Origin of the sequence: Streptomyces paludis (assembly GCF_003344965.1) — a bacterium.
Taxonomy (GTDB): domain Bacteria; phylum Actinomycetota; class Actinomycetes; order Streptomycetales; family Streptomycetaceae; genus Streptomyces; species Streptomyces paludis.
Genome location: NZ_CP031194.1, coordinates 6,306,385 through 6,330,946 on the forward strand (window position 1 = coordinate 6,306,385; position 24,562 = coordinate 6,330,946).

The window sequence follows — 24,562 nt, forward strand, 5'->3', positions numbered from 1 at the left end:
GGGCGCGCCCGTCCGCGGTCAGACGGCCGTGGACAGGTGCTCGTGCACGGCGAGCCAAGGGCCGTTCGGGGTGCGGCGGGTGAAGATGATGGTTTCTCGTTCGGTGAGGGTTTCCTCGCCTGTGTGGGTGGTGATGCGGGTGGTGACGTGGTGGCTGAAGACGGCGGTGTCGCCGAGGGGCTGGATGAGTTGTTCGGTGGAGGCGCAGTCCAGTACGCGGAAGCCGTCCTCCGTCACCCAGCGCTGCCACAGCTCCCGGTACTCCGTTACGGAGGTGAGGCGGCGCGTGGTGGTGGGGAAGAGGAAGGTCGCGTCGGGGGCGAAGGCGGCGAAGTAGTCGTCCAGGCGGCCCTCGGCGAAGGCGGACACCAGGGCGGCGGCCGCCGCGCGTACCGACTCCTCGGCGGGCCGGTGCTCTGTCGTGGTGCTGTTCATCGTGGGTTCCCTCGGGGTGGTGCTGGTGTCGGTGCCGGTCATTCGGCGACGATCGGGGCGGTCGGGGTGTCCTTGGCCGGGACGAGGCGGGGGCCGGCCGGGCCGAAGACGGCGCGGGGTTCGGGGAAGAGGAACAGCAGCGCGGTGTACAGCACCGCGGCGACGGCGAGGGTGGCGACCAGGCTCAGGTCGATGCCGCCCGCGATGTCGCGCCAGGGTCCGGCGATCAGCGGGGTGTTGGCCATCAGCAGGCCTACGGCGGTGGCGGGGACCCAGGCGGCCATACCGCGCCAGTTCACCCCGTTGGTGAACCAGTACGCGCCGCCCTTCTGGCCCCGGTTGAACACCTGGATGTCGTCGGTGAGGTAGAAGCCCCGGCGGACGAAGTAGCCGATCATCATCACGGCCATCCAGGGCGTGGTGCAGAGCACGATCAGGACCGCGAAGGCGTTGATGCTGGAGACCACGTCGAGGACGAAGTTCCCGACGAAGATGAAGGCGACCGACAGCGAGCCGATCAGCGCGGTCGCCCGGGCCCGGCTCAGACGCGGGAAGATCGACGAGAAGTCCAGGCCGGTGCCGTAGAGCGCGGTCGTGCCGGTGGACAGACCGCCGATCAGCGCGATCGCGATGAGCGGCAGGGCGTACCAGAGCGGCGAGATGGCGGCGAGCCCGGCCACGTAGTTGTTCGGGTCCGCGACCAGGGTGGCGGTGGCGACGCCGAAGAGGAACGGCAGCAGGCTGGCGACCTGGGCGAGGAACGGCGCGGCCATCAGCCGGGAGGAGGGGTAGCGGTCGGGGATGTAGCGGGACCAGTCCCCGAGGAAGGCCCCGAACGAGACGGGGTTGGCCAGCGCGGTGAGTACGGCGAGCATCCAGGTGGGCCAGAAGCCGCCGAGCGCGTAGTCCCCGCTGCCGGCGAAGGATGCGTGGAAGGAGCCGCCGAAGGCGAAGATGCCCAGCAGCATGATCGCGCTGCCGGCGACGACCGCGATCTTGTTGATCAGCAGCATGAACTCGTAGCCGTAGATACACACCACCAGGACGGCGACGGCGATCACACCGTACGCCGCCGCGCGCAGTGTGTCCCCGCCGTCCACACCGAACAGCCGGCCGGCGGCGCCCACGATCGCGTCCCCGCTGACCCACACGGAGATGGAGAAGAACGCAATCGCGGTCAGCAGCGACAGGAACGACCCGACACACCGCCCGACCACACCGAAGTGTGCCCCGGAGGACACCGCGTTGTTGGTCCGGTTACGGGGACCGAACAGCGACATCGGCATCAGGATCAGCGCGCCGGCGACCACCCCCACGACCACGGCCGAGGCCGCCGCCCAGAAACCGAGGCCGTACGCGATCGGCAGGGTGCCCAGGATGATCGTCGCGAAGGTGTTGGTCCCGCCGAAGACCAGCCGGAACAGATCCAGCGGCCGGGAGGTCTGCTCCTCGGGCGGGATGGGGGCGACGCCGTACGGCTCCACCTTGGTGACCTTGGCGTGGGGAACCTCGGGGGACGCCTGGGGAGTGGCGCCGCTCTCGGCGGGTGCGGAGGTCTGGGACATGGGAACTCCTGGGGACACGGGGCGGTGGCGGAGGTCAGGGCCTTTGGGTGAGGGCGAGCAGGCTGATCAGGTCGTACGCGACATGGGAGGCGGCGACGGAGGTGATCTCGGCGTGGTCGTAGGCGGGGGCGACCTCGACCACATCGGCGCCGACCAGCCGGGTGCCGGCCAGCCCGCGCAGGATCTCCAGCAGCTCCCGGCTGGTCAGACCGCCGGCCTCGGGCGTTCCGGTGCCGGGGGCGTGCGCCGGGTCGAGCACGTCGATGTCGATGGAGACGTAGAACGGGCGGTCGCCGACGCGCTGCCGCAGCGCGTCCACGGTCTCGTCCACCCCGCGCCGCATGACATCGGACGAGGTGATGATGCCGAAGCCGAGGCGCCGGTCCTCCTCCAGGTCCTTCTTGCCGTAGAGGGGGCCCCGGGTGCCGACATGGCTGAGCGCCTCGGTGTCGACGATGCCTTCCTCGACCGCGCGGCGGAACGGGGTGCCGTGGGTGTACTCGGCGCCGAAGTAGGTGTCCCAGGTGTCCAGATGGGCATCGAAGTGCAGGACCGCGATCGGGCCGTGCTCCCGGGACAGGGCGCGCAGCAGCGGCAGCGCGATGGTGTGGTCGCCGCCGATGGTGACCGGCCTGGCACCGGTCGCGATCAGCTCGCCGGCGGCGTGCTCGATCGTCTCGACGGCCTCGTTGATGTCGAAGGGGTTGCAGGCGATGTCACCGGCGTCGGCCACCTGTGTCTCCGCGAACGGCGAGACGTCCAGCCCGGGGTGGTACGGCCGCAGCAGCCGGCTGGCCTCCCGTACCGCCGACGGGCCGAACCGGGCCCCCGGCCGGTAGGACACCCCGCTGTCGAAGGGCACCCCGACCACCGCGATGTCACACTGCTCCACCTCGTCCAGCCGCGGCAGCCGCGCGAAGGTGGCCGGGCCCGCGAACCGGGGGATCCGGGAGGAGTCGACGGGGCCTCGGGGTGTGGTCATGCGGGGGTGGTCCTCTCGGCTCGGGGCGGGCGCCGCGGGGCGCCGGACCCGGCCCAGTCTGTGGCGACGAGGACAAGGACAGCAATTGTCTCTTTCCCGAACGGATAGGGTGTTTCTTGTGGACAGGAACAAGCCGATGGCCGAAACAGGGGCCCATTCGGTGGCCGGGAACGAGCTGACCGTGGAGGATCTGCTGTCGTTCCCCGCCCTCCAGCTCCGGCTGCTGGCCGGTGAGGGCGGGCTGCGGCGGGCGGTCTCCTGGGCGCATGTGAGCGAGCTGGACGACCCCACGCCCTGGCTCCTCGGCGCGGAGATGATCATGACGACCGGGCTCGCAGTCCCCCGTACGGCCGCCCGCCAGCGGGCCTATCTGGAACGGCTCGACGACGCCGGGGTCTGCGCGCTCGCGCTCTCCGCCCAGCTGCGGGTGCCACCGCTGCACAAGGCGTTCTTCGCGGCGGCCGAGGAGCGGAACATGCCCGTCCTGGAGATCCCGCTGGCCGTGCCGTTCGTCGCCGTCGCCCAGGAGGTCGCCGCCGCCGTACAGGAGGACTCCCGGCAGCGGCTCGGCGCCCAGCTCCAGGTCTTCGGCGCCCTGCGCTGGCTCGCCTCCGAGAACCTGGACACCGCCACCCTCTTCCGGCGCCTGGAGCGGCTGTCCGGCTACGACGTCTACCTCTGCACCCCGCAGGGCCGCCCGCTGCTCCCGGGTGTCCCCGCCCCCGACCCCGGGGTGATCCCGGCCTCGGCGGACGCGCCGCCCACCATCCCCGGCGGGTTCGTCCTGCCCGTGCTCGCGCCGGGCGGACCCGCCGGATTCCTGATCGCGTTCGCGCGCGAGGGCGCCCGGCCGGCCGGGCTCGCCGTCGTCCAGCACATCGCCACCGTGGCCGCGCTCCAGCTCGCCATCGTCCGGACCGAACGCGAGACCCTGCGCCGCGAGGGCGCGGAGACCCTGGCCGAGCTGCTCCAGGACGTCGTGGACCCGGCGGTCGCGCGCCGCCGTCTCCAGCGGCACTCCATCGAGGGGCCGACGGCCCTGCTGGTCGTACGGGGGGTCAGCGAGGACGCCCTGCTGCGCAGCCTGGACGGACAGCCCTATCTGCTGCTCGGCCGGGGCGAGGACCGCTATGTCCTCGGCTCACCGGAGCTTCAGGGAGCCATCGCCGCCATGCCCGGCGTCGCGGCCGGCATGAGCCGCCCCGTCCCGCCCGGCGAACCCCTGCGGGTCGCCCAGCGCGAAGCGCTCTGGGCGGCGTCCAACGCCGCCGAGTCCGGCCGTCCGCTCGTCGTGTACGGGGACGACGGCACCGGCCGCTGGCTCCCCGACGACCCCGCGGTGCTCGCGGCCCTCGTCGAGCACGTACTCGGCGAGGTGATCCGCTACGACGCCGCGCACAACTCCCAGATGCTGCCGTCGGTCCGCACCTGGATGGAACGGGACCGCCGCGGCGACGACGCGGCGGCGGCCCTCCACATCCACCCCAACACCCTCGCGTACCGGCTGCGCCGCTTCGCCGAGATCACCGGCCGCGACCTCTCCTCCACGGCGGCCTTCGCCGAGGTCTGGCTCGCGCTCCGGGCCGCCGCACAGCTCGGGAGCGGCTGAGTGGGCTGCGGGCGGCTGAGCGGTCCAGGCTCTGAGTGGGTCAGAACTCGCGCAGTGTGTCGCGCAGATGGCGGCGGGTGCGGGGGGTGTCAGCCGTACGGAGCAGGCCGCGGCGGCGCAGTTCCGGTACGAGGCCGTCCGTGACCTCGATGACGTACTTGCGGCTGATCCGCATGTTCGGCGCGTGGAAGAGGAAGCCGTCCCCGCCCACCGCCTCCGCGATCTCCTCCAGCCGGTCGGCGACCGTCGCGGGCGAGCCCACCAGATCCCCCTTGCGCCGCCCGGCATCGCCGGTGATCAGCTCCCGCAGCGTACGGTCCCGGCCGCCCTTCAGCATCGCGCGCAGGGTGCCCTGTTCGCCGTGGGTGGCCAGGTCGGCCGGGAGCGGCTGGTCCAGGTCGAACCGGGAGAAGTCGATGTCCGTCACATCGGAGATCGCCACGAGGCTGCGCTCGATGAACAGCGGGTCGTTGACGCGGGCCTCGACCCGCTGCCAGGCGTGCTCGTCGGTGTCGCCCAGGACCGGGGCGACCAGGAAGAGGACCTTCACGTCGTCCGGGTCACGGCCGTTCTCGGCGGCCCGGCGGCGGATGTCGTCCCGGTACGCGCGCATGTCCTCCACCGTCGACGCGGGCGCCACCACCGTATCGGCGTACTTGGCGCCCAGCGCGCGGCCCTTGGGTGAGCCCCCGGCCTGCGCGAGGACGGGGAAGTGCTGGGGCGACGGGACGGTGTTGAGCGGCCCCCGGGAGCGGTAGAAGCGGCCCTCGAAGTCGATGTCGTGAACCTTGGTGTGGTCGATGTACGTACGGGTCGCGCGGTCGCGGACCACCGCGTCCGGCTCCCACGACCCCCACAGCCGGCGCACCAGATCCACGTACTCGTCGGCCTTCTCGTACCGCAGGTCGTGCTCGGGGATCGCGTCGTGGCCGAAGTTCTGCGCGGCCCGGTCCTCGGCGGAGGTCACGATGTTCCAGCCGACCCGGCCCCCGGTGAGATGGTCCAGCGTCGACACCAGCCGCGCCAGCAGGAAGGGCGGGTAGAAGGTCGAGGAGAGCGTCACGATGAAGCCGAGGTGCTCGGTGGCCTGCGCCAGCAGCGGTACGAGCGGCGCCGGGTCGAGCTTGGGCGAGTGCTGCGCGTGCCGCAGCTCCGCCTCGAAGCTCCCGCCGTAGGCGTCGGCGACCATCAGCTTGTCCTCCAGGAGGACATAGTCGAAGCCGGCCCGGTCCAGCTGCCGGGCGATGTCCACGAACACCTCGCCCGACCAGTCCCGGCCGCCGTCGGACCACTGCTCGTCCCAGCCGTCCACCGTGTAGTTGAGGAACCAGCCCAGATGGAATCTGCGGTCGGTCATGCGGGGAGTCCTTTCGTACGGGGTGCGGCGGCCGGGGCTCCGGACCGTCTCTCCAGGGCGGCGACCAGACGGATCACCGGAAGCGTCACCAGCGCGTAGAAGATCCCGGCGATCGTCAGGACCTCGACGTAGAGGAAGGTGGCGGAGCCGATCGCGTACGCCCGGCCGGTGAGTTCCGGGACGGATACGGCGAAGGCAAGGGAGGTCGCCTGGAACATCTGGACCGCGAGCCCGAGCAGCGGGGGCAGGGCCACCCGCAGCGCCTGCGGCAGCACCACGTACCGCAGGGTGTCGGTCCGGGACAGGGCCAGCGCGAGGGCGGCCTCGCGCTGGCCCTCGGCCACCGACTGGAGGGCGGCCCGGATGATCTCGCTGGAGTACGCGGCGACGCTGAACCCGATGGCGAGCCAGACGGTGGGGACGGCGTCGAGGCGGATGCCCGCGCCCGGCAGGCCGTAGTAGAGGAACTGGAGCGCCACCACGACGGGGATGCCCCGGCCCGCCTCCACGACCGCGATCGCGGGCCAGGACACGGCCCGTCTGCGGGACGAGGAGAGCAGCGCCAGCAGCAGGCCCGCGGGCAGCCCCCAGGCGAGGCTGACCCCGGTGAGACCCAGGGTCACCTTCAGCCCGTCGAACAGCTCGGGGAGCCGGCCGGTCAGCTCGGCGGTCATCGCGCCACCTTCTTCCGCAGCCGGTGGTCCAGGTACCGGGAGAGCAGGGCGACAGGCACGCTGATCACGATGTACAGGGCCACGGCCACCCCGTACGCGGGCAGCCCCTGGCCGGTGGAGCGCGCCTGCTCGACGGTGCGGAAGGCGACCTCCGTCACCCCGATCACACTGGGGATGGAGGAGTCCTTGAGCAGGGTCAGGGCGAAGGTGGTGGCGGTGGGCAGGGCGATCCGGGCCGCCTGGGGCGCGATGACGGTGGCGAACGCCGCCGCCCGGGGCAGCGCCAGCGCGCGCGACGCCTCCCACTGCCCCCGGTCGACGGCGGCGACGGCGCCGCGGTAGGTCTCGGCGAGGTACGCGGCGGAGACACCGCCGAGGGTCAGCACGGCGGCCTGGACCGCGTCCAGCCGGAAGGCGCCGACCGACAGGCCGAAGTAGAGCAGGAACAGCCAGACCAGGATGGGGATCCCGCGGACCACGTCCACGACGAGGCGGACGGGGATCCGCGCCGCGCGGTGGCGCGCCCGCAGCCCCGCGGCGAGCGGCAGGGCCAGCAGCGCGCCCAGGGTGAAGGAGGCGGCCGTGATCCCCAGGGTCAGCGGGACGCCCCGGACGATCGCGGTGAACAGGTCCACGCTCAGCGCCCCCTGACGGAGGCGAGGAAGCGGCGGGCCCGGGGGTGGGCCGGGTCGTGGAGGACCGCGCGGGGTGTGCCCGCCTCGACGATGCCGCCGTCGGCCATGACCACGACCTGCTCGGAGACCTCCTCCGCGAAGCGCGTCTCATGGGTGACCACGATCATCGTGCGGCCCTCGGCGGCCAGCGAGCGCATCACCGCCAGCACATCGAGGGCCAGTTCCGGGTCGAGCGCCGAGGTGGGCTCGTCGAACAGCAGCACCTCGGGGTCGAGCGCGAGCGCGCGGGCGATGGCCACGCGCTGCTGCTGGCCGCCGGAGAGGGTGTGCGGATGGGCGTCCGCCCTCTCCAGCAGGCCCACCCGGTCGAGGAGTTCGCGGGAGCGCTGGACGGCCTCGGCGCGGGGGCGCTTCAGCGCGCGCTGCTGGGCGAGGGTGATGTTGCGCTCGGCGGTCAGGTGCGGGAAGAGGTTGAAGGACTGGAAGACCATGCCGACGGTACGGTTCAGCGCCGTACGCCGTGCCCGGTCGAGCGGCCCGTCGGCCGGGTAGCGGACACCGCCCACCGTGACCGTGCCGGCGTCGGGTGTCTCCAGCCGGTTCACACAGCGCAGCAGGGTGCTCTTGCCGCCGCCGCTGGGGCCGATGACGGCGGTGACGGTGCCGGCCCGGACGTCGAGGTCGATGCCTTCGAAGACCCGCTGTCCGTGGAAGGACTTGGCGAGGCCCCGCAACGAGACGAAGGCGGCGTCGGCGGGAGTGGGGTGGTGGTCGGTGTTCGTCCGGTCGGTGGGCGGGGCTGTGCCGCCGGTGGGTGTTGTTGTCATGTCAGTCGCTCTCCCGCGCCGCGTCCAGCGCGGTGTGCAGCAGCACGTTCGCGCCGTTGACCGCCCAGTCCTGCCGGATGTTCTCGCTCTCGTGGTGGCTGACTCCGCCCACACAGGGGATGAAGATCATCGCGGTCGGCGCGATCCGGGAGAGATGGACGGAGTCGTGGCCCGCCCCCGAGACCAGGTCCCGCCGGCTCAGCCCGAGCCGGTCGGCCACCCTCCGGACGGCGGCGGCCGTCCCGGCGTCGAAGACGGTCGGGGGCTGGGACAGCACCGGCTCGACGGTGATGGCGGTGCCCGACGCGCGGGCGATCTCCGCGGTCCGCTCCTCGATGGCCCGCTCGGCGCGGTCCAGGACCGCGTCCTCGGGATGCCGTACGTCCAGCGCGAGGCGCACCGAACCGGGAATGGAGTTACGGGAGTTGGGCGAGACCACGATCTCGCCGGTGGTGGCCCGCAGCTCCGGCGAGAGCGCGTCGGCGAGTTCGCTGACGCTCCGCACGACGGCCCCGGCGGCGACGAGCGCGTCGCGCCGGGCGGACATCGGCGTCGTACCGCTGTGCCCGCCCGCGCCGCGGACGCTCACGTCGTACCAGCGGATGCCGTACACGCCGGTGACGACACCGATGTCGACGCCCTCGTCCTCCAGCACCGGGCCCTGCTCGATATGGACCTCAAGGGCCCGGTGGAGACGGCGCGGCACACCGTCCGGGGTTCCCGCGTAGCCGATCCGGGCGAGTTCGCCGCCCAGGGTGGCGCCCGCGTGGTCGGTACGGGCCAGGGCGCCCGCCAGATCGTGGGCGCCGGTGTAGACGGCGGAGCCGAGCATGCTCGGGCTGAAGCGGGAGCCCTCCTCGTTGGTCCAGTCGGCGAGCACGAGGGGGCGGCGGGTACGGACACCGGCGTCGTCGAGCGTACGGAGCACCTCCAGCCCGGCCAGTACGCCGTACGTACCGTCGTACCGACCGCCGAGCGGCTGGGAGTCGAGGTGCGAGCCCATCAGGACGGGGGCCGCGCCCGGCTCGGTGCCGGGCCGGGTGACGAAGATGTTCCCGACCGGGTCGACGGCGACCGCCCAGCCGCGCTCCTGCGCCGCCCGCACCAGATGGTCGCGGGCCGCGCGGTCATGGTCGCCCAGGGCCAGCCGGTCGAGTCCGCCACCGGCGGTGGCACCGAACGCGGACACCTCGCGCAGAGAATTCCAGAGGCGTACGGAATCGACGCCGAGTGTCGTCTCGCTTGTTATGTCGGTCACAATCCGTATCTCTCTCCGGAGCTTCCTGCCATTCGGTACCCGGCACACAGTACGGGCCGTTCCGGAGGTATTCCATGGACATTTGTTGAAAGAATGTTTCTTGGGCAATTGTCTATTTACGGCCGGTCGTGCTCCGGGTCATGCTGCTGGTACCCCCGGCGGACCCGTCCGCTGTCCGAGCCCCTGAAGAGAGCCCGCCATGAGAGTTCCCGCCAAAAGATCCAGCACATCATTCAGAGCCGTGGCCGCACTGGCCGGAACGCTGCTTCTGGCGACCCTCACCGCCTGCGGCGGCTCGTCGGACAAGGACTCCGGGAGCGGCGGCTCCGATGTCCCGTTCAGCACCATCAGCGCAGGTGAACTCACCGTTGGAGTACCGACGTTCCCGCCGTTCTCCAGTCTGGAGAACGGCCGGATCGTGGGCCCGGACGGCGATGTCGTGTACAAGATCGCCGAGAAGTACGGGCTGAAGGTCGTGGCCAAGCCCTATGAGTTCTCCGCGCTCATTCCCGCGGTCCGGCAGAAGCGTATCGACATCGCCATCGGCTCCATATTCCGCACCAAGGAACGCGCCAAGGTGATCGATTTCACGGATCCCATCTACATCGAGCCGGGCTCCATCATCTCGAAGTCGGGAATATCGACGGTCGACGAACTCAAGGGAAAGAAGGTCGGCACCGTCCAGGGATACAACTGGGTGGAGGACATCGACAAGGTCCTGAACGGAAAACTCAAGCAGTATCCGTCGTCGGTGGAGCTGAAGCAGGATCTGGAGGCTGGCCGTATCGAGGCGGGGCTCGACAGTTACGGGACCTCGCTCCACCTCTACAAGGGCACCGGCTTCACCGTGAAGACCCTGGAGCCGGATCCCCAGGTGGCCGCCGCGACCACCCCCGGACAGGTCGCGTTCGTCCTGCCGAAGAACGACAAGGACCTCAAGGACGGGCTCGACGCGGTCATCGCCACCCTCCACGAGGACGGCGGTATCGCCGCCGCGCTGAAGAAGGCCGGGCTCGACCCCGACAAGGCGGAGACCGGGAAGCCGTCGTACCTGTGAGCGCCGGCCGTACGGCGGACGGCCGGGAAGACGCGGGCCGGGAAGGCGCGGGCCGGCAGGGCACCGGTCGAGAGGGCACCGGCCGGGAGGGCACGCGGCATGTGTTCTCCCGGCCCGCCCCGCCGGAGGCGCCGCGGGTCGCGGTGCTGATCCCCGCGACCGACACCGCGGTCGAACGCGAACTGCCCGGCCTCCTGGGCGGCCGGGCCGGGCTCCACGTCGCCCGGATGCGGCTGCCCTCGGTGACCCTCGACGGGCTGCTCGCGCTGGAGGAGGACGCCGTACGGCAGGCGGAGGCGCTGGCCCCGATCCGGCCCGCGCTCACGGTGTTCGCCTGCACCAGCGGCAGCTTCGTCCGGGGCCGCGTGTACGAGGACCGGCTGACGGACCGGCTGGCGGCCGCGACCGGCGCCCCGGTGGTCACCGCCGCCCGCGCGATGGTGACGGCGCTGCGGGCCGAGGGCGGCCGGGTCCGGCTGCGGGCGTCGTACACCGAGGACATCGTGGCGGCGGAGCGGCGCTATCTGGAGTCCTTCGGGCTGACGGTCACCGACGCCCGGGGGCTCGGTATCACCGAGGACGAGGAGACGGCACGGGTCGGCGCCGGTGAGCTGATCCGCTTCGCACGCGACGCGCCGCCCGGGGACGACGCGACGGTGACCATGCTGAGCTGCACCAACCTCCGGACCGCCGAAGTCCTGGCCGAACTCCGGCAGGGCATCGGCCTTCCCGTCGTGAGCAGCAACCTGGCGCTGGCCGCCGCCGTCCGGGAGGCGCTCGGACCGTGAACCGGCCGCGGCCGCGGCCCCGGCCCCGGCCCGGAGCCGCCGGGTCACAGCTCTCCCCGGAGCGCCGCGAGGGTGAGCCCGAAGTGCAGCCGCAGCCGGGCCACCCCGTCGTGGAGCGACAGACCGGTCAGCTCCGCCGCCTGGTCCAGCCGGTAGTACAGCGTGCCCCGGTGGACGTTGAGCGACTCCGTCGCCTGCTTGTGGTTGCCGCCGGAGTCCAGGAACACCTTGAGGGTGAGCGCCAGCGTCCGTCCCCGGGGGCTCTCCAGCAGCGCGCGTACGTCGCCGGGCACGGCGAGCGCGCGTCCGCCGAGCGACCGCCGCAGCTCACCGAGGAGTTCGTAGGCGGGGACGTCCTCGGCGTAGTGGACGGCGGGTCCTTCGGCGCGGTGCTCGAAGGCCATGAGGATGTCGCGCAGCGCGTCGACCGAGGGCCGGTCGGGGCCGCCGGGCGCGAAGCGGGGCGAGACGGCGAAGCGCGGGACGAGGTACGGGGGCAGCGCGCCGGCCCGCAGCCCGTCCCGGGCCCTGGCCAGCACCCCGTCCAGCCGGGGCCGGGCCACCGCGTCGGCCGGGCCCGCGAGGGTCAGCACCACATCCCCGTCGTCCAGGGTGCCGTGGGCCACGGCGAGATCGCCCGCGGCCCGGCGCAGCTCCCCGGCGAGCGCGTCGCCGAGCCCGGTCCGCGCGCCGCCGGCCGGGTCGATGACGCCGTCCGGTACGGCCCGTACCACCAGCACCCGGTGCGCGGGATGCGCCCCGGCCACCCGCGGTATGCCGCCGTCGTCGGACCGGTCGCGCGCCTGCTGGGTGTGGGCGGCGGCCGGATCCGCGAGCAGGTCCCCGACGCTGCGGCCGAAGGAGCGCAGCCGGTCGCCGGTGAGCGAGGCGTCGGGGTCGATCACCCAGACATGACCGACCAGCGTGCTGCCCCGGTCCCGGACCGGCACGTAGACCCGGCCCAGTTCGAGACCGGGGAAGGGCTCGATCCGCTGCGGGTGGTGGGCGTCGTTGATGCGCTTCTCCGTCAGCAGGCGCGTACGCACACTGGGCTCGGCCGGGCGGCCGAGGAGGAGCCGCATACGGCTGCCGTCGATGAGGCCGTGGTGCGGGGTGGAGGCGATCGGGATCATCCGGGCGTCGTCCAGCGCCACGGGGCGCTGGATCAGCCCGGCGAGGGTGCCGAGGGTATGCGTGAGATCAGCCATGTGCCTGTGGGTTCGGGGTTCATGTGCGGGGACACGGAACACGGGGGGACCGGTCCGTGGGTGTGCCGGATACGGCGAAACACCGAGATACCGCTACGGCGAAACGCCGGTACGGCCATCAACACATGGCGGAGGAGACACGCAGCAGGTCGACGTGGCGTCGGCCGAAGAACCCCTGGAACATGCCAGCACGATACATACCCGCCGCCCGGCGCGCACCCGCCCGTCCCACCATCCGGTCAGCGGGACAGGTGGGCGGGACGGGCGGGACCGGCGGATCAGGCCCGGCGGGTCGGATCAGGCGGGTCGGATCAGGCGGGGAGTTCCCCGCGGACGGTACGGGCCGCCGCGACCAGGTTCTCCAGGGAGGCCCGGGTCTCGGGCCAGCCGCGGGTCTTCAGTCCGCAGTCGGGGTTGACCCAGAGGCGCTCGGCGGGAATGGCCCGGAGGCCGGTGCGGAGCAGTTCGGCGGCCTCCTCGGCGCTCGGCACGCGCGGGGAGTGGATGTCGTACACCCCGGGTCCGGCCTCGCGCGGATAGCCGTGGGCGGCGAGTTCACGGGCGACCTGCATATGTGAGCGGGCCGCCTCCAGGCTGATGACATCGGCGTCGAGATCGTCGATGGCCTGGACGATGTCACCGAACTCGGCGTAGCACATATGCGTATGGATCTGGGTGTCCGGGCGTACGCCCCCGGTGGTGAGCCGGAACGACTCGGTCGCCCAGGCCAGATACGCGGCGCGGTCGGCGGCGCGCAGCGGGAGCGTCTCGCGCAGGGCCGGTTCGTCCACCTGGATCACCGAAGTCCCGGACGCCTCAAGGTCGTTCACCTCGTCGCGCAGGGCGAGGGCGACCTGCCGCGCGGTGTCGCCGAGCGGCTGGTCGTCGCGGACGAAGGACCAGGCGAGCATGGTGACGGGCCCGGTGAGCATGCCCTTGACCGGGCGGTCGGTGAGCGACTGCGCGTAGGACGTCCAGCGCACCGTCATCGGCTCGGGGCGTGAGATGTCCCCGGCGAGCACCGGCGGCCGGACATAGCGGGTGCCGTACGACTGGACCCAGCCGCTGCGCGTGGCGACATAGCCGGTGAGCTGTTCGGCGAAGTACTGGACCATGTCGTTGCGTTCGGGTTCGCCGTGCACCAGGACATCGAGACCGGCCTTCTCCTGGAAGGAGACGACCTCCCCGATCTCGGCCCGGATGCGCTCCTCGTACCCGTCCGCGCCGATCCGTCCCGTGCGCAGGTCGGCGCGGGCCGCGCGCAACTCGTCGGTCTGCGGGAACGAACCGATGGTCGTCGTCGGCAGCAGCGGCAGCCCGAGCCGGGCGCGCTGGGCACCGGCGCGTTCGGCGTACGGCAGGGAGCGGTGGCCGTCGGCGTCGGTGACGGCGGCGGCCCTGGCCCGTACCGCCGGGTCACGGGTGATCGCCGAGACCGTACGGGAGGCGAGGGCGGCCCGGTTGGCGGCGATCTCCTCCGCGATGGCGCCGGTGCCCCGGGCCAGCCCCTGCGCCAGGGTCACGATCTCGGCGGTCTTCTGCCGGGCGAAGGCGAGCCAGCGCAGGATCTCCGGCTCGATGTCCCGCTCGGCCGCGGCGTCGAGCGGCACATGCAGCAGGGAGCAGGAGGCGGCTACATCGACCTGGCCGGCCAGGCCGAGAAGGGTGGCGAGGGTGGCCAGCGACTTCTCGAAGTCGTTGATCCAGATGTTGCGCCCGTTGACGACGCCCGCGACGAGCCGCTTGCCGGGCAGCCCGCCGACGGCGGCGAGATCCTCCAGATTGGCCGCCGCCGCGTCGGTGAAGTCGAGCGCCAGCCCCTCGACCGGCGCCTTGGCCAGCACGGGCAGCGCCTCGCCCAGCCGGTCGAAGTACGAGGCGACCAGCAGCTTCGGCCGGTCGGTCCGGCCGCCGAGGTCACGGTACGCACGGGCGGCGGCGTTCAGTTCGGCGGGCGTCCGGTCCTCGGCCAGCGCGGGCTCGTCGAGCTGTGTCCACTCGGCACCGGCGGCGCGCAGATCGGCGAGCACCTCGGCGTAGACGGGCAGCAGCCGGTCCAGCAGCGTCAGCGGTTCGAAACCGGCCGCCACCCCGGGCGCGGGCTTGGCCAGCAGCAGATACGTGACGGGGCCGACCAGGACCGGGCGGGCGCTCAGCCCGAGCGCGAGGGCCTCCTTCAACTGGGCGACCTGCTGGGCGGAGTCGGCGGTGAAGACGGTGTCGGGGCCGAGTTCGGGGACCAGATAGTGGTAGTTGGTGTCGAACCACTTGGTCATCTCCAGCGGCGCCACGTCCTGGGTGCCGCGGGCCATCGCGAAGTAGCCGTCGAGCGCGTCGGCGGCGACGGCCGCGCGGTGCCGCGCCGGGACGGCGCCGACCATGACGCTGGTGTCCAGGACATGGTCGTAGTACGAGAAGTCACCGGTCGGCACCTCGTGCACACCGGCGTCCGCCAACTGCCCCCAGTTGGACCGGCGCAGACCGGCCGCCGTCTCCCGGAGGGCTGCCGCGGTGACACGGCCCTTCCAGTACCCCTCGACGGCCTTCTTCAGTTCCCGGTGCTGTCCCTGGCGGGGGTAGCCGTACACGGTGGCCCGTGCTGCCGCGGCCGCGGACTTCGCTGTCACGGAAATCTCCTTCGCGAGATGACTCCTGAACATCCCGGCGACAGGACGCGAGCGCGAAGGGGTGACGGACCGGACGGACCGGTGCCGCGCCCGCCGGGGCGCGCTCGTCCGCCTGGTATGCACGCCGACCCGCCCACGAGGTCACCGGGAAATCCGTACGCGATCGGTCGCGTACGGGCAACGGGCAGGTCTTCGGACTCGCGGGCAGTTCTGCCGAGGCAGATTCCAGATTCCTACTGGCCGTCGCTTCCCGGATCCTGACCGGATCCAGTGCTTGATGACGGCGGTCGTTCCCACTCACCGCTGCGGGGCAGTCCCGGATTTCCACCGGGTTCCCTCTTACGACGCGTCTGCCTGGCGGACAGGGCGAACCAGCTGCACCCGACAGGGTAGAGCGTGGCCGGGGCGCCGGCCGCCACCGCCCGCATTCCGGGACGTGACGTGGGACACGGGAGGCGCGGCGCCCGCTTTTTCGTCCCCTCTCCACTCTCCCCTCCTCCCCTCTCCCGGGATTCTCCGCAATTCTGGTACTCCGGCGTGTGCCCACACTTTTCGGAAAAGCGCAAATGAGTTCCACGGATGCTCCCGCCCTTTTCTGTGCCCACACCTTCGGGTGTTCCGTCAAGCGCGAGAACCATCACATTACGAGATCCTCCGGAGGGGCCGTAACCGCAGGCCACAGGGTGTTAGGGTTCGTATTCGTCCCGAGCGCAAGTTGTATGCCGTATCGGCCATCCTTCCCTCGGATTGCATCACGCGCACCCCACTCCACCGGAGACACCGGGAGTGGTGCACTCTTCCCTTTTTCCCGGAGCGGGAATTGACTCGCCGAGTCCGTTTCCAGTTCCGGGAGAATGTTTCCGTCCCCATTCCTTGGAGCTTCTTTCCATGTCTGCGCACTCCACGACCGCCGCTTCCGCCGCACCGCCGGGCACGTCAGGGGCCGCCGGGGCCCCGTCCGGCGGGCGGCATCTCGGGCTGGCCCTGTTCGTGATCGCCGCGGCCCAGCTGATGGTGGTCCTCGACGCCACCATCACCAATATCGCCCTGCCCAGCATGCAGACCGACCTCGGCGTGTCGGACGCGAATCTGGCCTGGATCGTCAACTCGTACGCGCTGGCGTTCGGCGGGCTGCTGCTGCTCGGCGGGCGGGCCGGTGACCTGTACGGACGGCGGCGCGTGTTCCGGGCGGGGATCGCGGTCTTCACCCTCGCCTCACTGCTGGGCGGGCTGGCGCCGAACGAGGAGCTGCTGATCGGCGCCCGGATCCTCCAGGGCGTCGGCGCGGCGCTCGCCGCCCCCAGCGCCCTGGCGCTGATCACCACGACCTTCCCGGTCGGCAAGGCGCGCAACACGGCGATGGGCGTCTACGCGGCCATGGGCGGGGTCGGCGCCACGGTCGGGCTGCTGATGGGCGGGGTGCTCACCGACGTACTCGACTGGCGCTGGGTCTTCTTCGTCAACATCCCGATCGGCCTGGCCGTCCTCGCCGGCACCCGCTACCTCGTCGAGGCCGAGCGCGACTCCGGCCGGCTCGACGTGCCCGGCGCCATCACCGGCACCGGCGGTCTGATCTCACTCGTGTACGGCATCACCCGCGGCGGCGAGCACGGCTGGACCAACGGCCTGACCCTCGTCTCCTTCACCGCCGCCCTCGCGCTGCTGACCGCCTTCCTCGTCCTCCAGGCCCGCACCGCGCACCCGATGATGCCGCTGCGCCTGTTCAGGGACCGCAACCGGTGGGGCAGCTACGCGACGATGCTGTTCATCGGCTCGGGCATGTTCGCCACGTTCTACTTCCTGACGCTCTACATGCAGCTGATCCTCGGCTACAGCCCGGTCAGGACCGGCTTCGCGTATCTGCCCTTCAGCTTCGGGATGGCCGCCGCGGCCGGCATCAGCTCCAAGCTCGTGGCGCGGTACGCCCCCCGGCTGATCGCCGGGCCGGGCCTGGTGGTGGCCGCCGCGGGCATGCTCTGGTTCGCCACGCTGGAGCCGGGCTCGTCGTACGCGGGGCATCTGATGCCCGCCATGTTCGTCACCGCGCTCGGTCTGGGCATGGGCTTCGTGCCGATGACGCTCGGCGCCGTGAGCGGGGTCGCGCACGAGGACACCGGGATCGCCTCGGCGCTGCTGAACACCGCGCAGCAGATCGGCGGCGCGCTCGGGCTCGCCGTCCTGTCGACGCTCTCCACCACGGCGGCGAACGACAAGCTGCCCGAGGCGGCCTCCGCCCTCTACCGGGGCCTGGCTTCCCAGGACTTCGCCCTCGTGGCGCGGGCGGGCGAGGCGGTGACCCACGGCTACACCGTGGCGTTCGCCGCCGCGGCCTGCATGTTCCTTGCCGGTCTGGCCGTCACCGCCTTCGCCGTCAACGCCGGGCGGCAGGAGTCCGGCGAGGACGCGGCGCCGGTGCACATGGGCTGACGGGGCCCGCGCGGCGGCGGGCCGGTCCGTCAGCCCGCCGCAGCCGGAAGGCGGTACGTCACCAGGTCGCCGTCGGAAGGCCCGTCACCCGACTGTCAGCTCGTCGTCGCCGCGGGGGACACACCCTCCGCGGCGGCGGCCCGCCGCTCGTACCCCACCAGCCGGACGCAGACCGTGAGCCCCTCGATCGCCCGCTCCAGCTCCGCGAGCCCCGGGTAGCTGGGCGCGATACGGATCACCGCGTCGCGCGGGTCGTCGCCGTACGGGTGCGTGGCGCCGGCCGGGGTCAGAACGATGCCCGCCTCGGCGGCCCGGCGTACGACCTCCTTGGCGCCGCCGTCCGTCAGCTGGAGGGTGACGAAGTACCCGCCCTTCGGCGCGGTCCAGGTCGCGAGCCCGGTGCCGCCGAGACCGGCCTCCAGGAGCCGCGCCACCGCGTCGAACTTGGGCCGCAGCACAGCGCGTTGGCGCGCCATGTGGGTCCGTACCCCGTCGGCGTCCCGCAGGAACAGCGCGTGCCGCAGCTGGTTGACCTTGTCGGGGCCGATCGACCGCTTGGCGTTGTTGGCGAGCAGCCACCGTACGTTCGCGGGCGACGAGCCGAAGAAGGCGACGCCCGAGCCCGCCGCGGTGATCTTCGAGGTCGAGCCGAACACGAACGCCCGGTCCGGGTTCCCGGCCGTGGCGCAGGCGGCGAGCAGATCGGCGATGCCGACCGGCTCGTCCGTGAGGTCGTGGGCGGCGTACGCGTTGTCCCAGAAGATCCGGAAGTCCGGCGCGGCCGTGCTCATCGCGGCCAGCCGCGCCACCGTCGCGTCGCTGTAGCTGACACCGTCCGGGTTGCTGTACTTCGGCACGCACCAGATGCCCTTGACCGCCGGGTCCGCCGCGACGAGCCGCTCCACGGCGTCCATGTCCGGGCCCTCGTCGGTCATCGGCACGGGGATCATGTCGATCCCGAACCGCTCGCAGAGCGCGAAGTGCCGGTCGTATCCGGGCACCGGACAGAGGAACGCGATCCGCTCCTGGTCCACCCAGCGGGACTCGGCGCCCGGGAGCACGCTCAGCAGGGCGTGCACCAGGCTGTCGTGCATCAGCTCAAGGCTGGAGTTCCCGGCCGCGAGGAGCTGTCCGGCCGGTACCTGGAGCACCTCGGCGAAGATCTCCCGCAGCTCGGGCAGCCCTTGCAGGCCACCGTAGTTGCGTACGTCCGTGCCGTCGGCGGCGGTGTGGCGCGCGCCCGGCAGGCTGAGCAGCTCCCCGGAGAGATCGAGCTGCGCCGGGGCCGGCTTGCCGCGGGTCAGGTCCAGCGCGAGTCCGCGCGCGGCGAGGTCCCGGTACTCCTGACGGGCCCGGTCGAGGAGCCGCGGCAGGGCGGTGGCGGTGTTGTCGTCCGCCGGGTCCGGGTGGTCCGCCGTCTCGCTCGGGGCGTCGGGGCTCAGCTCGGTGGTCATGGTCGTTCCTCTCGCGGATGCCGCGCCGATGGTGGCACCCGCCGAGAATACAAACCGGCGGGGCGCTCCGGCGCGGATATCCCGAGCGGCCGGTCAGATCTCGATGTCGTTCTCGATGCGCTTCAGCTGGTGGCGGGCCATGGCCAGGTTCGCGCGCTTCCGGTCCAGGACCAGATAGAGGAAGAGCCCCTTGGTGGTCGGCCCGGACAGCGGGCGCAGTACGTGGTACTGCGTGCGGAGGGTGATGAGGATGTCCTCGATGGTGTCCTCTATGCCGAGCGTCTCCAGCGCGCGGACCTTGGCGCGTACGACATCGGTGTTTCCGGCGGCGGCGACACCGAGGTCCAGGTCCCTTCCGCCGCCGAGCACGCCCAGGGCCATCCCGCTGGTGTAGTCGACGAGAGCGGTGCCGACCGCGCCCTCGATCATCATCGCGTCCTTCAGTGCCACGTCCGTGCTTGCCATGGACTCCCACCCTCTTGTCTCGCTTGTTGTCTGCCTCGTTGTCTGCCCGATCACCTTAGAGGATGACAACATACTGATCTGCCGAATTGAAGACTTCTTCAAGCCGTCCGGGTCCTTTAGGGTGCACCAAGGGATGCGCGTAAGCGATTCGGGTGGGGTGGGCGAGAGGTGAACGCGATGCCGGTGCCGCTGTACCAGGCGAAGGCGGAGTTCTTCCGGATGCTCGGCCACCCGGTCCGGATCCGGGTGCTGGAGCTGCTTCAGGACGGTCCCATGCCCGTACGGGAGCTGCTCGCGGCCATCGAGATCGAGCCGTCGAGCCTCTCGCAGCAGCTGGCGGTGCTGCGCAGGTCGGGCATCGTGACCGCGACCCGGGAGGGCGCGACGGTGGTGTACGAGCTGGCCGGCGGGGATGTGGCGGAGCTGATGCGGGCGGCGCGGCGGATCCTGACCGTCATGCTGGCGGGCCGGCAGGATCTGCTGGCCGAGCTGCATGACACGGGGGTCGGCGCGGCGCCGTAGGCGGACCGCCGCCGGGCGGCCGCGTACGTACGCGTACGGCCTTCAGCGCGTACGGCGTACGGGGGACGGCGTATCCGCTGAAGCCCGTACGTCCGGCTGCTACGCGGGACCGCGACGGCGGGGCGTGGTGTCCGGGGCGGTTGCCTCCGGGGTGGTGGCCTCCGGGGCCTCCGCGGCCCCGGTGGTCCCTGTGGCATCCGTGGCCCGCAGGTCCGCCAGCAGTTCGGCCTGGCCGGCCAGCACCCCGGACAGGATCGTGCGCGCGACCCTCAGCAGCTCCGCGACCCGGGGGCTGGCCAGCGAGTAGTGGACGACGGAGCCCTCGCGGCGGGTGACCACCAGATTCGCCCGGCGCAGCACGGCCAGCTGCTGCGACAGATGGGCGGGCTCGACGCCCACCTCGGGCAGCATCTCGGCGACCGAGCGCTCGCGCTCGCTCAGCAGCTCCAGCACCCGGATCCGTACCGGATGTCCGAGCGTCTTGAAGAACTCCGCCTTCAGCTGGTAGAGCGGCGCGCTCACCGGACCGCCTCCGCACCGCGCCGGCGCTCGGACACCGGGGGGCGGCGTCGCTTCCACCCAAGACTCACTGCCATGGGGTCATCCTTGCCGTATCCCGCTCATTCGGTGGCTCTACGAAGCCACAACATTGCCATACGTGCCGGTCCGGGGCGGGCGGTACGGGATCATGGTGCCAGGTTCCGGCCGCCCCGCCCTGTCGCCCGCGCCGCCGCCCGTACCCCTGTCCGCGCTCCTGTCCGTGCTCCCGTCCGCTCTTCCGTCCGACCGGGGAACGGCCTTTTCCCGGCCGCCGGTTGGGGATTTCGGGCCTGGCCGACGGTCGGTTTATGATCTTGGCCATGACTTCGCAAACCCCCGAGAAGAGCCCGTCCCGCAAGCAGAAGCTCCAGGAGAAGCAGCGGCGCCAGCTGGCCGTCGTCGACACGATCGACAAGGCCGAGGCCAAGCTGCGGAAGGCCAAGGTGGAGCTGGCCGAGGCCGTGGCGGAGGCGGTCGACGTCTTCGGGGGCGAGCAGAACGCCTCCGACGAACTCGGACTGCCGCTGGAGACGATCCGCGGACACCTCGACCTCATCGAGGGCGACGGCGCCGCCGAGGAGACCGCGGACTCCCCGGAGGCCGCCGCCGTGACCCCGGCGAAGGCCAAGGCGGCGTCCAAGGCGGAGGCGAAGCCCGAGTCGGAGCCCGAGCTGGAGCCGGAGCCCGCGCTCGTCTAGTCGCGGTATTCGAAGGTACGGGAGCGGGGCCGCGGGTCGGCCCCGCTCCCGTTCGCGTTTCCCCGGCAAGGCCGGATGGCCGTGCGCGTCCGGTTGCTTGACGATTCATCGGGACGCGATCGCCGGGTATTCCGGCGCGATGCCCGGCCGTAACCGCACGCGACCGGAAGGGGTGTTGGTGAATTCTTCCGTGAATTGCGCGTCCGGTGCGTTTTTGATGCGGGGTCAGGCGCTCCGATCCGCCGGTTGGGGACCTCGTCACCCGGGTTGTATGGGTAATAATTGGGCATCTTGTCCTTTATGCTCGGCCTACCGGGGTGACGTGTGTCACGGTCGCGGGGTGGGTGTGGTGGCCATGGCGCCGCGTATTTCTTACGCCTGGCGGGAATTAGGGAATTCGATCTTTCCGGGCCGCAATCGCGGTGGGGGAAGGAATCGGATTCCGGACTTGTTCGGTTCCGCTCTTCTCGCTTAAGTTCACGTCACTCCGGGTGGAACGCCGAATCCTGCCGCTGCCCGGAATCCCACCAACCCACTCATGTACGGCAGGAGCGGGGGACCCAGGTAAGCCGCCGGACCGCACCGCGGACCGGCTTGGGGTGAAGTCTCGTGTACGCCGCGTGACCGGGCATCTCCTGCCCGAACCCGACAGCTCACCTCGCAGGCGATGGAGAGGAACGCGTCATGTTCGCAAAGGCTGTCGCCAGGGCGAAGCACAAGGCGAAGCACCGCCGCCCGAGAACGAACCCGCTGGCCCGCGGCGCCGTCGCCGTCAGCGCGGGGGGTGCCGTACTGGCCCTGCCGCTGCTCGCCGCCACCACCGCCCAGGCCGCGCCCGTCACCGCCCCGGCGGCCTCGGTGCCGCAGGCCCCCGACGCCGCGGTGAAGTCCGTCCCCACCACGTACTCCGTGGTCCTGGGTGACTCGCTTTCCAAGATCGCGAAGGCGCACTCCGTCAGCGGCGGCTGGAAGAAGCTGTACGCGGACAACCGCCGGGCCATCGGCGCCAACCCGTCCCACATCCGCCCCGGCCTCACCCTGAAGCTCGGCACGGCGGCCAAGGGCACGGTCAAGACCGCGCCGAAGACGGCCACGAAGACCGCGACGAAGACGGCCGCCAAGACCGTCACCGCCGCTCCGGCCGCCGTCAAGACGTACAGCAACAACCTGGACGGCTGGATCCGGGAGTCCCTGGACATCATGGCCGCGCACGGGATCCCGGGCAGCTACAACGGCATCCACCGCAACATCATGCGGGAGTCCTCGGGCAACCCGCTGGCCATCAACCTCTGGGACATCAACGCCCAGAACGGCATCCCGTCGAAGGGCCTCCTCCAGGTCATCGACCCCACGTTCAAGGCGTACCACGTGCCCGGCACGTCCCTGAACAGCTACGACCCGGTCGCCAACATCACCGCCGCGTGCAACTACGCCGCCGCCCGGTACGGCTCGATCGACAACGTCAACGGCCCCTACTGACGGCCGGCCCAGAAACAGTCGCCGCCCGAGGGCGGACGGGAAGCACCCCGTCCGCCCTCGGGCCGTCCGCGTCCGCGTCTACCCGAAGGTGAACGAGTACGCCTCGATGCCCTCGGCGGGCCGGATCTCCAGCCGGGCCCGCTGCGCCGTGTCCCCGTCGACGAGGGAGTAGAGGGTCGGGGTGCCGTCCACGCGCAGGGTCTTGACCGTACGGCCGTCGACGAGGACCTCGACCGGCCCGCTGCCCGCGAGGACGACATTGACGTTCCTGGCGTGGTAGTTCAGCGCGAGCGCGGCGTCCGGACCGGCCGTGAAGTGTTCGTACCCGGCGGTCCAGGTGCCGTCCAGGGCGATGCCGTCGGCGGGAACGGCGGCCGGGAAGCGGTAGACCGCCGGCTTGTCGTCCACCAGGGGATCGCCCACGTAGCCGCGGACGCGGAGATTGCTGAGATACGTCTCCGGGGTCCGGTCGCGGGTCAGCCTGTTGTCGGCTCCGTCGGTCTTCGCGGGCAGCCGGACGGTGGGGTCGGCCTGCCGGAGCAGCTCCCTGATGAGGTCCTCCGTCTGCCCGTACTTGCCCTCGCCGAACGCGAAGTGGCGCACCGTGCCTTCGGCGTCGACGAGGTACTTGGCGGGCCAGAAGCGGTTGCGGTAGTTGTTCCAGGTGGACAGCTTGTTGTCGAGCGCGACGGGGTAGTCCACACCGAGCTTCCTCGCCTGGTCGGCGACGTTGCCCGCGTTCTTCTCGAAGGCGAACTCGGGTGAGTGCACCCCGATCACCTGGAGTCCGGCGTCCCGGTAGGTCCGCTCCCACGCCTCCACATGCGGCAGGGAGCGCTGGCAGTTGATGCAGGAGTAGGTCCAGAAGTCGATCAGGACCACCTTTCCGCGCAGCGAGGCCAGATCGACCGGCTTCCCGCCGGGAGTGTTGAGCCACTTCGCGATGCCGTCGATGGCGGGCGCCCTGCCGCACGAGCGCAGCTCGTTCACCCCGTCCTCGCAGCGGGACAGCTCCTTGTTGGAGTTGTCGTACAGCCCCGAGAGCTGCTGGCGGGCCGTGTCGCTGTCCTCGATCGTGCGCTGCGCGGCGGACGTGTAATCGGGCAGCGCGCGCTGGATGGCGTCGGTCACGTTGAAGGCGAGCGCGCAGGCGAGGGCGATCATCAGGGCCCCGGCGGCGATCCGTAGCCCCCGGGCCCTGGTACGGAAGGCGGCCACGCGTTCGGCGACCCGCCGGCCGGCCAGTGCGAAGACCAGCAGCGGGACCGCGGTGCCGACGGCGAACGACACGGTGAGCGCCACGATGTCGGAGTTGATCTCGCCCCGGGCACCGGCCACCGTGATGGCCGCGAGCACCGGCCCCGCGCAGGGGACGTACAGCAGCCCGAGGCCGAGCCCGAGGACCAGCGCGCTGCCTTCCTTGTTGACCTGGCGCTGGGGGATCCGGGCGAACGGCTTCTCCAGCAGGCTTTCGACACGGGGGAAGATCAGGCCGAGCCCGATCAGCACGAGCAGCGTGAGTCCGGCGTAGCGCAGGATGTCCTGGGGCAGCCCGAGGGCGGAGATCAGGGTCACCCCGAGCAGGGTGAAGAAGCTGAAGCTGATGACGAGGCCCGCCACCACCGCGTAGGGGCGCAGGTTCCGGGCCGTACCCGCCGCGGGCCTGCCGGTGCCCGGTCCGCCCGCGAGGAACACGACCGGCAGGACCGGCAGGATGCAGGGCGAGACCGCGGTGATCAGCCCGCCCAGCAGTCCGATCAGGATCAAGGTGAACATGGACCGTGCCTTCCGTCCGGAAGGCCGGCTGCCCGGCCCCCTCACCCCACCATTCGGAGAGGCCGGCCTCGCGGATTGGAGCCGGATCACGCCAACAGGCTGGCATGAGCGAGGAAGAGCATTGAAAATGCCCGCAGACGCGAGGTGTGCGATGGGTCGGAAATGATCACGTACGGCGC

At 71.5% G+C, this 24,562-nt stretch carries 22 protein-coding genes and 2 riboswitches; of the genes, 7 read left to right on the forward strand and 15 right to left on the reverse strand.

Annotation, left to right across the window (positions count from 1 at the left end; genetic code table 11):
- Nucleotides 1-18 precede the first annotated feature (18 nt).
- From DVK44_RS27945 to speB, 3 genes are read right to left on the reverse strand one after another with little or no spacing between them, the layout of a single operon-like run.
- Entirely contained in the window at nucleotides 19-477 is a 459-nt protein-coding gene (locus DVK44_RS27945) for a nuclear transport factor 2 family protein (RefSeq protein ID WP_228447405.1), read from the reverse strand.
- Nucleotides 474-2,000 (reverse strand): purine-cytosine permease family protein, encoded by a 1,527-nt coding sequence (locus DVK44_RS27950; protein ID WP_114663072.1) that lies wholly within the window; start codon nucleotides 1,998-2,000, stop codon nucleotides 474-476. Before DVK44_RS27950 ends, DVK44_RS27945 begins: the two co-directional genes overlap by 4 nt.
- Before the next feature lie 34 nt (nucleotides 2,001-2,034).
- The gene (speB, locus tag DVK44_RS27955) at nucleotides 2,035-2,982 is read right to left on the reverse strand and encodes an agmatinase (RefSeq protein ID WP_114663074.1); all 948 of its coding nucleotides are present in this window, start codon (nucleotides 2,980-2,982) and stop codon (nucleotides 2,035-2,037) included.
- Nucleotides 2,983-3,118: 136 nt separating this feature from the next.
- Here speB and DVK44_RS27960 point away from each other — a divergent pair, with 136 nt between their 5' ends.
- Nucleotides 3,119-4,591 (forward strand): PucR family transcriptional regulator, encoded by a 1,473-nt coding sequence (locus DVK44_RS27960; protein WP_114663075.1) that lies wholly within the window; start codon nucleotides 3,119-3,121, stop codon nucleotides 4,589-4,591.
- 40 nt (nucleotides 4,592-4,631) lie between these two features.
- Here the strand turns inward: DVK44_RS27960 and DVK44_RS27965 are convergent, their stop codons facing one another.
- From DVK44_RS27965 to DVK44_RS27985, 5 genes are read right to left on the reverse strand one after another with little or no spacing between them, the layout of a single operon-like run.
- Nucleotides 4,632-5,948 carry an NtaA/DmoA family FMN-dependent monooxygenase gene (locus DVK44_RS27965; RefSeq protein WP_114663076.1) on the reverse strand — a complete coding sequence of 439 codons (1,317 nt, stop codon included), beginning with the start codon at nucleotides 5,946-5,948 and terminating at the stop codon, nucleotides 4,632-4,634.
- Nucleotides 5,945-6,622, reverse strand: a complete 678-nt coding sequence (locus DVK44_RS27970) for an amino acid ABC transporter permease (protein WP_114663077.1) — start codon at nucleotides 6,620-6,622, stop codon at nucleotides 5,945-5,947. The genes DVK44_RS27965 and DVK44_RS27970 overlap by 4 nt, the downstream gene beginning before the upstream one ends.
- Nucleotides 6,619-7,257, reverse strand: coding sequence for an amino acid ABC transporter permease (locus DVK44_RS27975; protein WP_114663078.1), 639 nt, complete (start codon nucleotides 7,255-7,257; stop codon nucleotides 6,619-6,621). Before DVK44_RS27975 ends, DVK44_RS27970 begins: the two co-directional genes overlap by 4 nt.
- Before the next feature lie 2 nt (nucleotides 7,258-7,259).
- Complete coding sequence (locus tag DVK44_RS27980) at nucleotides 7,260-8,084, reverse strand: amino acid ABC transporter ATP-binding protein (protein ID WP_114663079.1); 825 nt, start codon at nucleotides 8,082-8,084, stop codon at nucleotides 7,260-7,262.
- A 1-nt stretch (nucleotide 8,085) separates the two neighbouring features.
- The gene (locus DVK44_RS27985; protein ID WP_228447406.1) at nucleotides 8,086-9,342 is read right to left on the reverse strand and encodes a M20 family metallo-hydrolase; all 1,257 of its coding nucleotides are present in this window, start codon (nucleotides 9,340-9,342) and stop codon (nucleotides 8,086-8,088) included.
- Between the two features lie 241 nt (nucleotides 9,343-9,583).
- Between DVK44_RS27985 and DVK44_RS27990 the strand changes: the two genes are divergently transcribed.
- The gene (locus DVK44_RS27990) at nucleotides 9,584-10,399 is read left to right on the forward strand and encodes an ABC transporter substrate-binding protein (RefSeq protein ID WP_162794085.1); all 816 of its coding nucleotides are present in this window, start codon (nucleotides 9,584-9,586) and stop codon (nucleotides 10,397-10,399) included.
- Complete coding sequence (locus tag DVK44_RS27995; RefSeq protein WP_114663081.1) at nucleotides 10,396-11,187, forward strand: maleate cis-trans isomerase family protein; 792 nt, start codon at nucleotides 10,396-10,398, stop codon at nucleotides 11,185-11,187. The genes DVK44_RS27990 and DVK44_RS27995 overlap by 4 nt, the downstream gene beginning before the upstream one ends.
- A 44-nt stretch (nucleotides 11,188-11,231) precedes the next feature.
- Here DVK44_RS27995 and DVK44_RS28000 read toward each other — a convergent pair whose 3' ends face one another.
- The 3 genes from DVK44_RS28000 to metE form a co-directional block, all read right to left on the reverse strand.
- Nucleotides 11,232-12,395: a PucR family transcriptional regulator gene (locus DVK44_RS28000; protein ID WP_114663082.1), complete on the reverse strand. Its 1,164-nt coding sequence runs from the start codon at nucleotides 12,393-12,395 to the stop codon at nucleotides 11,232-11,234.
- A gap of 118 nt (nucleotides 12,396-12,513) precedes the next feature.
- Nucleotides 12,514-12,630: a putative leader peptide gene (locus tag DVK44_RS37990; RefSeq protein WP_408055365.1), complete on the reverse strand. Its 117-nt coding sequence runs from the start codon at nucleotides 12,628-12,630 to the stop codon at nucleotides 12,514-12,516.
- Between the two features lie 76 nt (nucleotides 12,631-12,706).
- Complete coding sequence (gene metE, locus DVK44_RS28005) at nucleotides 12,707-15,022, reverse strand: 5-methyltetrahydropteroyltriglutamate--homocysteine S-methyltransferase (protein WP_114663083.1); 2,316 nt, start codon at nucleotides 15,020-15,022, stop codon at nucleotides 12,707-12,709.
- A gap of 166 nt (nucleotides 15,023-15,188) precedes the next feature.
- Nucleotides 15,189-15,413, reverse strand: a riboswitch (cobalamin riboswitch).
- A 497-nt stretch (nucleotides 15,414-15,910) separates the two neighbouring features.
- On the opposite strand from metE, the gene DVK44_RS28010 reads away from it, so the two are divergent.
- A complete protein-coding gene (locus DVK44_RS28010) occupies nucleotides 15,911-17,449 on the forward strand; it encodes an MFS transporter (RefSeq protein ID WP_114663084.1) in 1,539 nt (512 codons plus the stop codon).
- Between the two features lie 95 nt (nucleotides 17,450-17,544).
- On the opposite strand, the gene DVK44_RS28015 is transcribed toward DVK44_RS28010, so the two are convergent.
- Entirely contained in the window at nucleotides 17,545-18,903 is a 1,359-nt protein-coding gene (locus DVK44_RS28015; RefSeq protein ID WP_114663085.1) for an aminotransferase class I/II-fold pyridoxal phosphate-dependent enzyme, read from the reverse strand.
- 93 nt (nucleotides 18,904-18,996) lie between these two features.
- Nucleotides 18,997-19,368, reverse strand: coding sequence for a hypothetical protein (locus DVK44_RS28020; RefSeq protein ID WP_114663086.1), 372 nt, complete (start codon nucleotides 19,366-19,368; stop codon nucleotides 18,997-18,999).
- A gap of 177 nt (nucleotides 19,369-19,545) precedes the next feature.
- Between DVK44_RS28020 and DVK44_RS28025 the strand changes: the two genes are divergently transcribed.
- A complete protein-coding gene (locus DVK44_RS28025) occupies nucleotides 19,546-19,890 on the forward strand; it encodes an ArsR/SmtB family transcription factor (protein WP_114665493.1) in 345 nt (114 codons plus the stop codon).
- 99 nt (nucleotides 19,891-19,989) lie between these two features.
- Here the strand turns inward: DVK44_RS28025 and DVK44_RS28030 are convergent, their stop codons facing one another.
- Nucleotides 19,990-20,412, reverse strand: coding sequence for an ArsR/SmtB family transcription factor (locus DVK44_RS28030; RefSeq protein WP_114663087.1), 423 nt, complete (start codon nucleotides 20,410-20,412; stop codon nucleotides 19,990-19,992).
- 338 nt (nucleotides 20,413-20,750) lie between these two features.
- Between DVK44_RS28030 and DVK44_RS37385 the strand changes: the two genes are divergently transcribed.
- Together DVK44_RS37385 and DVK44_RS28040 are read left to right on the forward strand one after the other, a co-directional pair.
- Nucleotides 20,751-21,128 carry a hypothetical protein gene (locus DVK44_RS37385; RefSeq protein ID WP_228447407.1) on the forward strand — a complete coding sequence of 126 codons (378 nt, stop codon included), beginning with the start codon at nucleotides 20,751-20,753 and terminating at the stop codon, nucleotides 21,126-21,128.
- Nucleotides 21,129-21,647: 519 nt separating this feature from the next.
- A riboswitch (cyclic di-AMP (ydaO/yuaA leader) is annotated at nucleotides 21,648-21,808 on the forward strand.
- Between the two features lie 4 nt (nucleotides 21,809-21,812).
- A complete protein-coding gene (locus DVK44_RS28040) occupies nucleotides 21,813-22,607 on the forward strand; it encodes a transglycosylase SLT domain-containing protein (protein ID WP_114663088.1) in 795 nt (264 codons plus the stop codon).
- Between the two features lie 78 nt (nucleotides 22,608-22,685).
- Here the strand turns inward: DVK44_RS28040 and DVK44_RS28045 are convergent, their stop codons facing one another.
- Complete coding sequence (locus DVK44_RS28045) at nucleotides 22,686-24,383, reverse strand: cytochrome c biogenesis protein DipZ (RefSeq protein ID WP_114663089.1); 1,698 nt, start codon at nucleotides 24,381-24,383, stop codon at nucleotides 22,686-22,688.
- Between the last annotated feature and the right edge of the window lie 179 nt (nucleotides 24,384-24,562).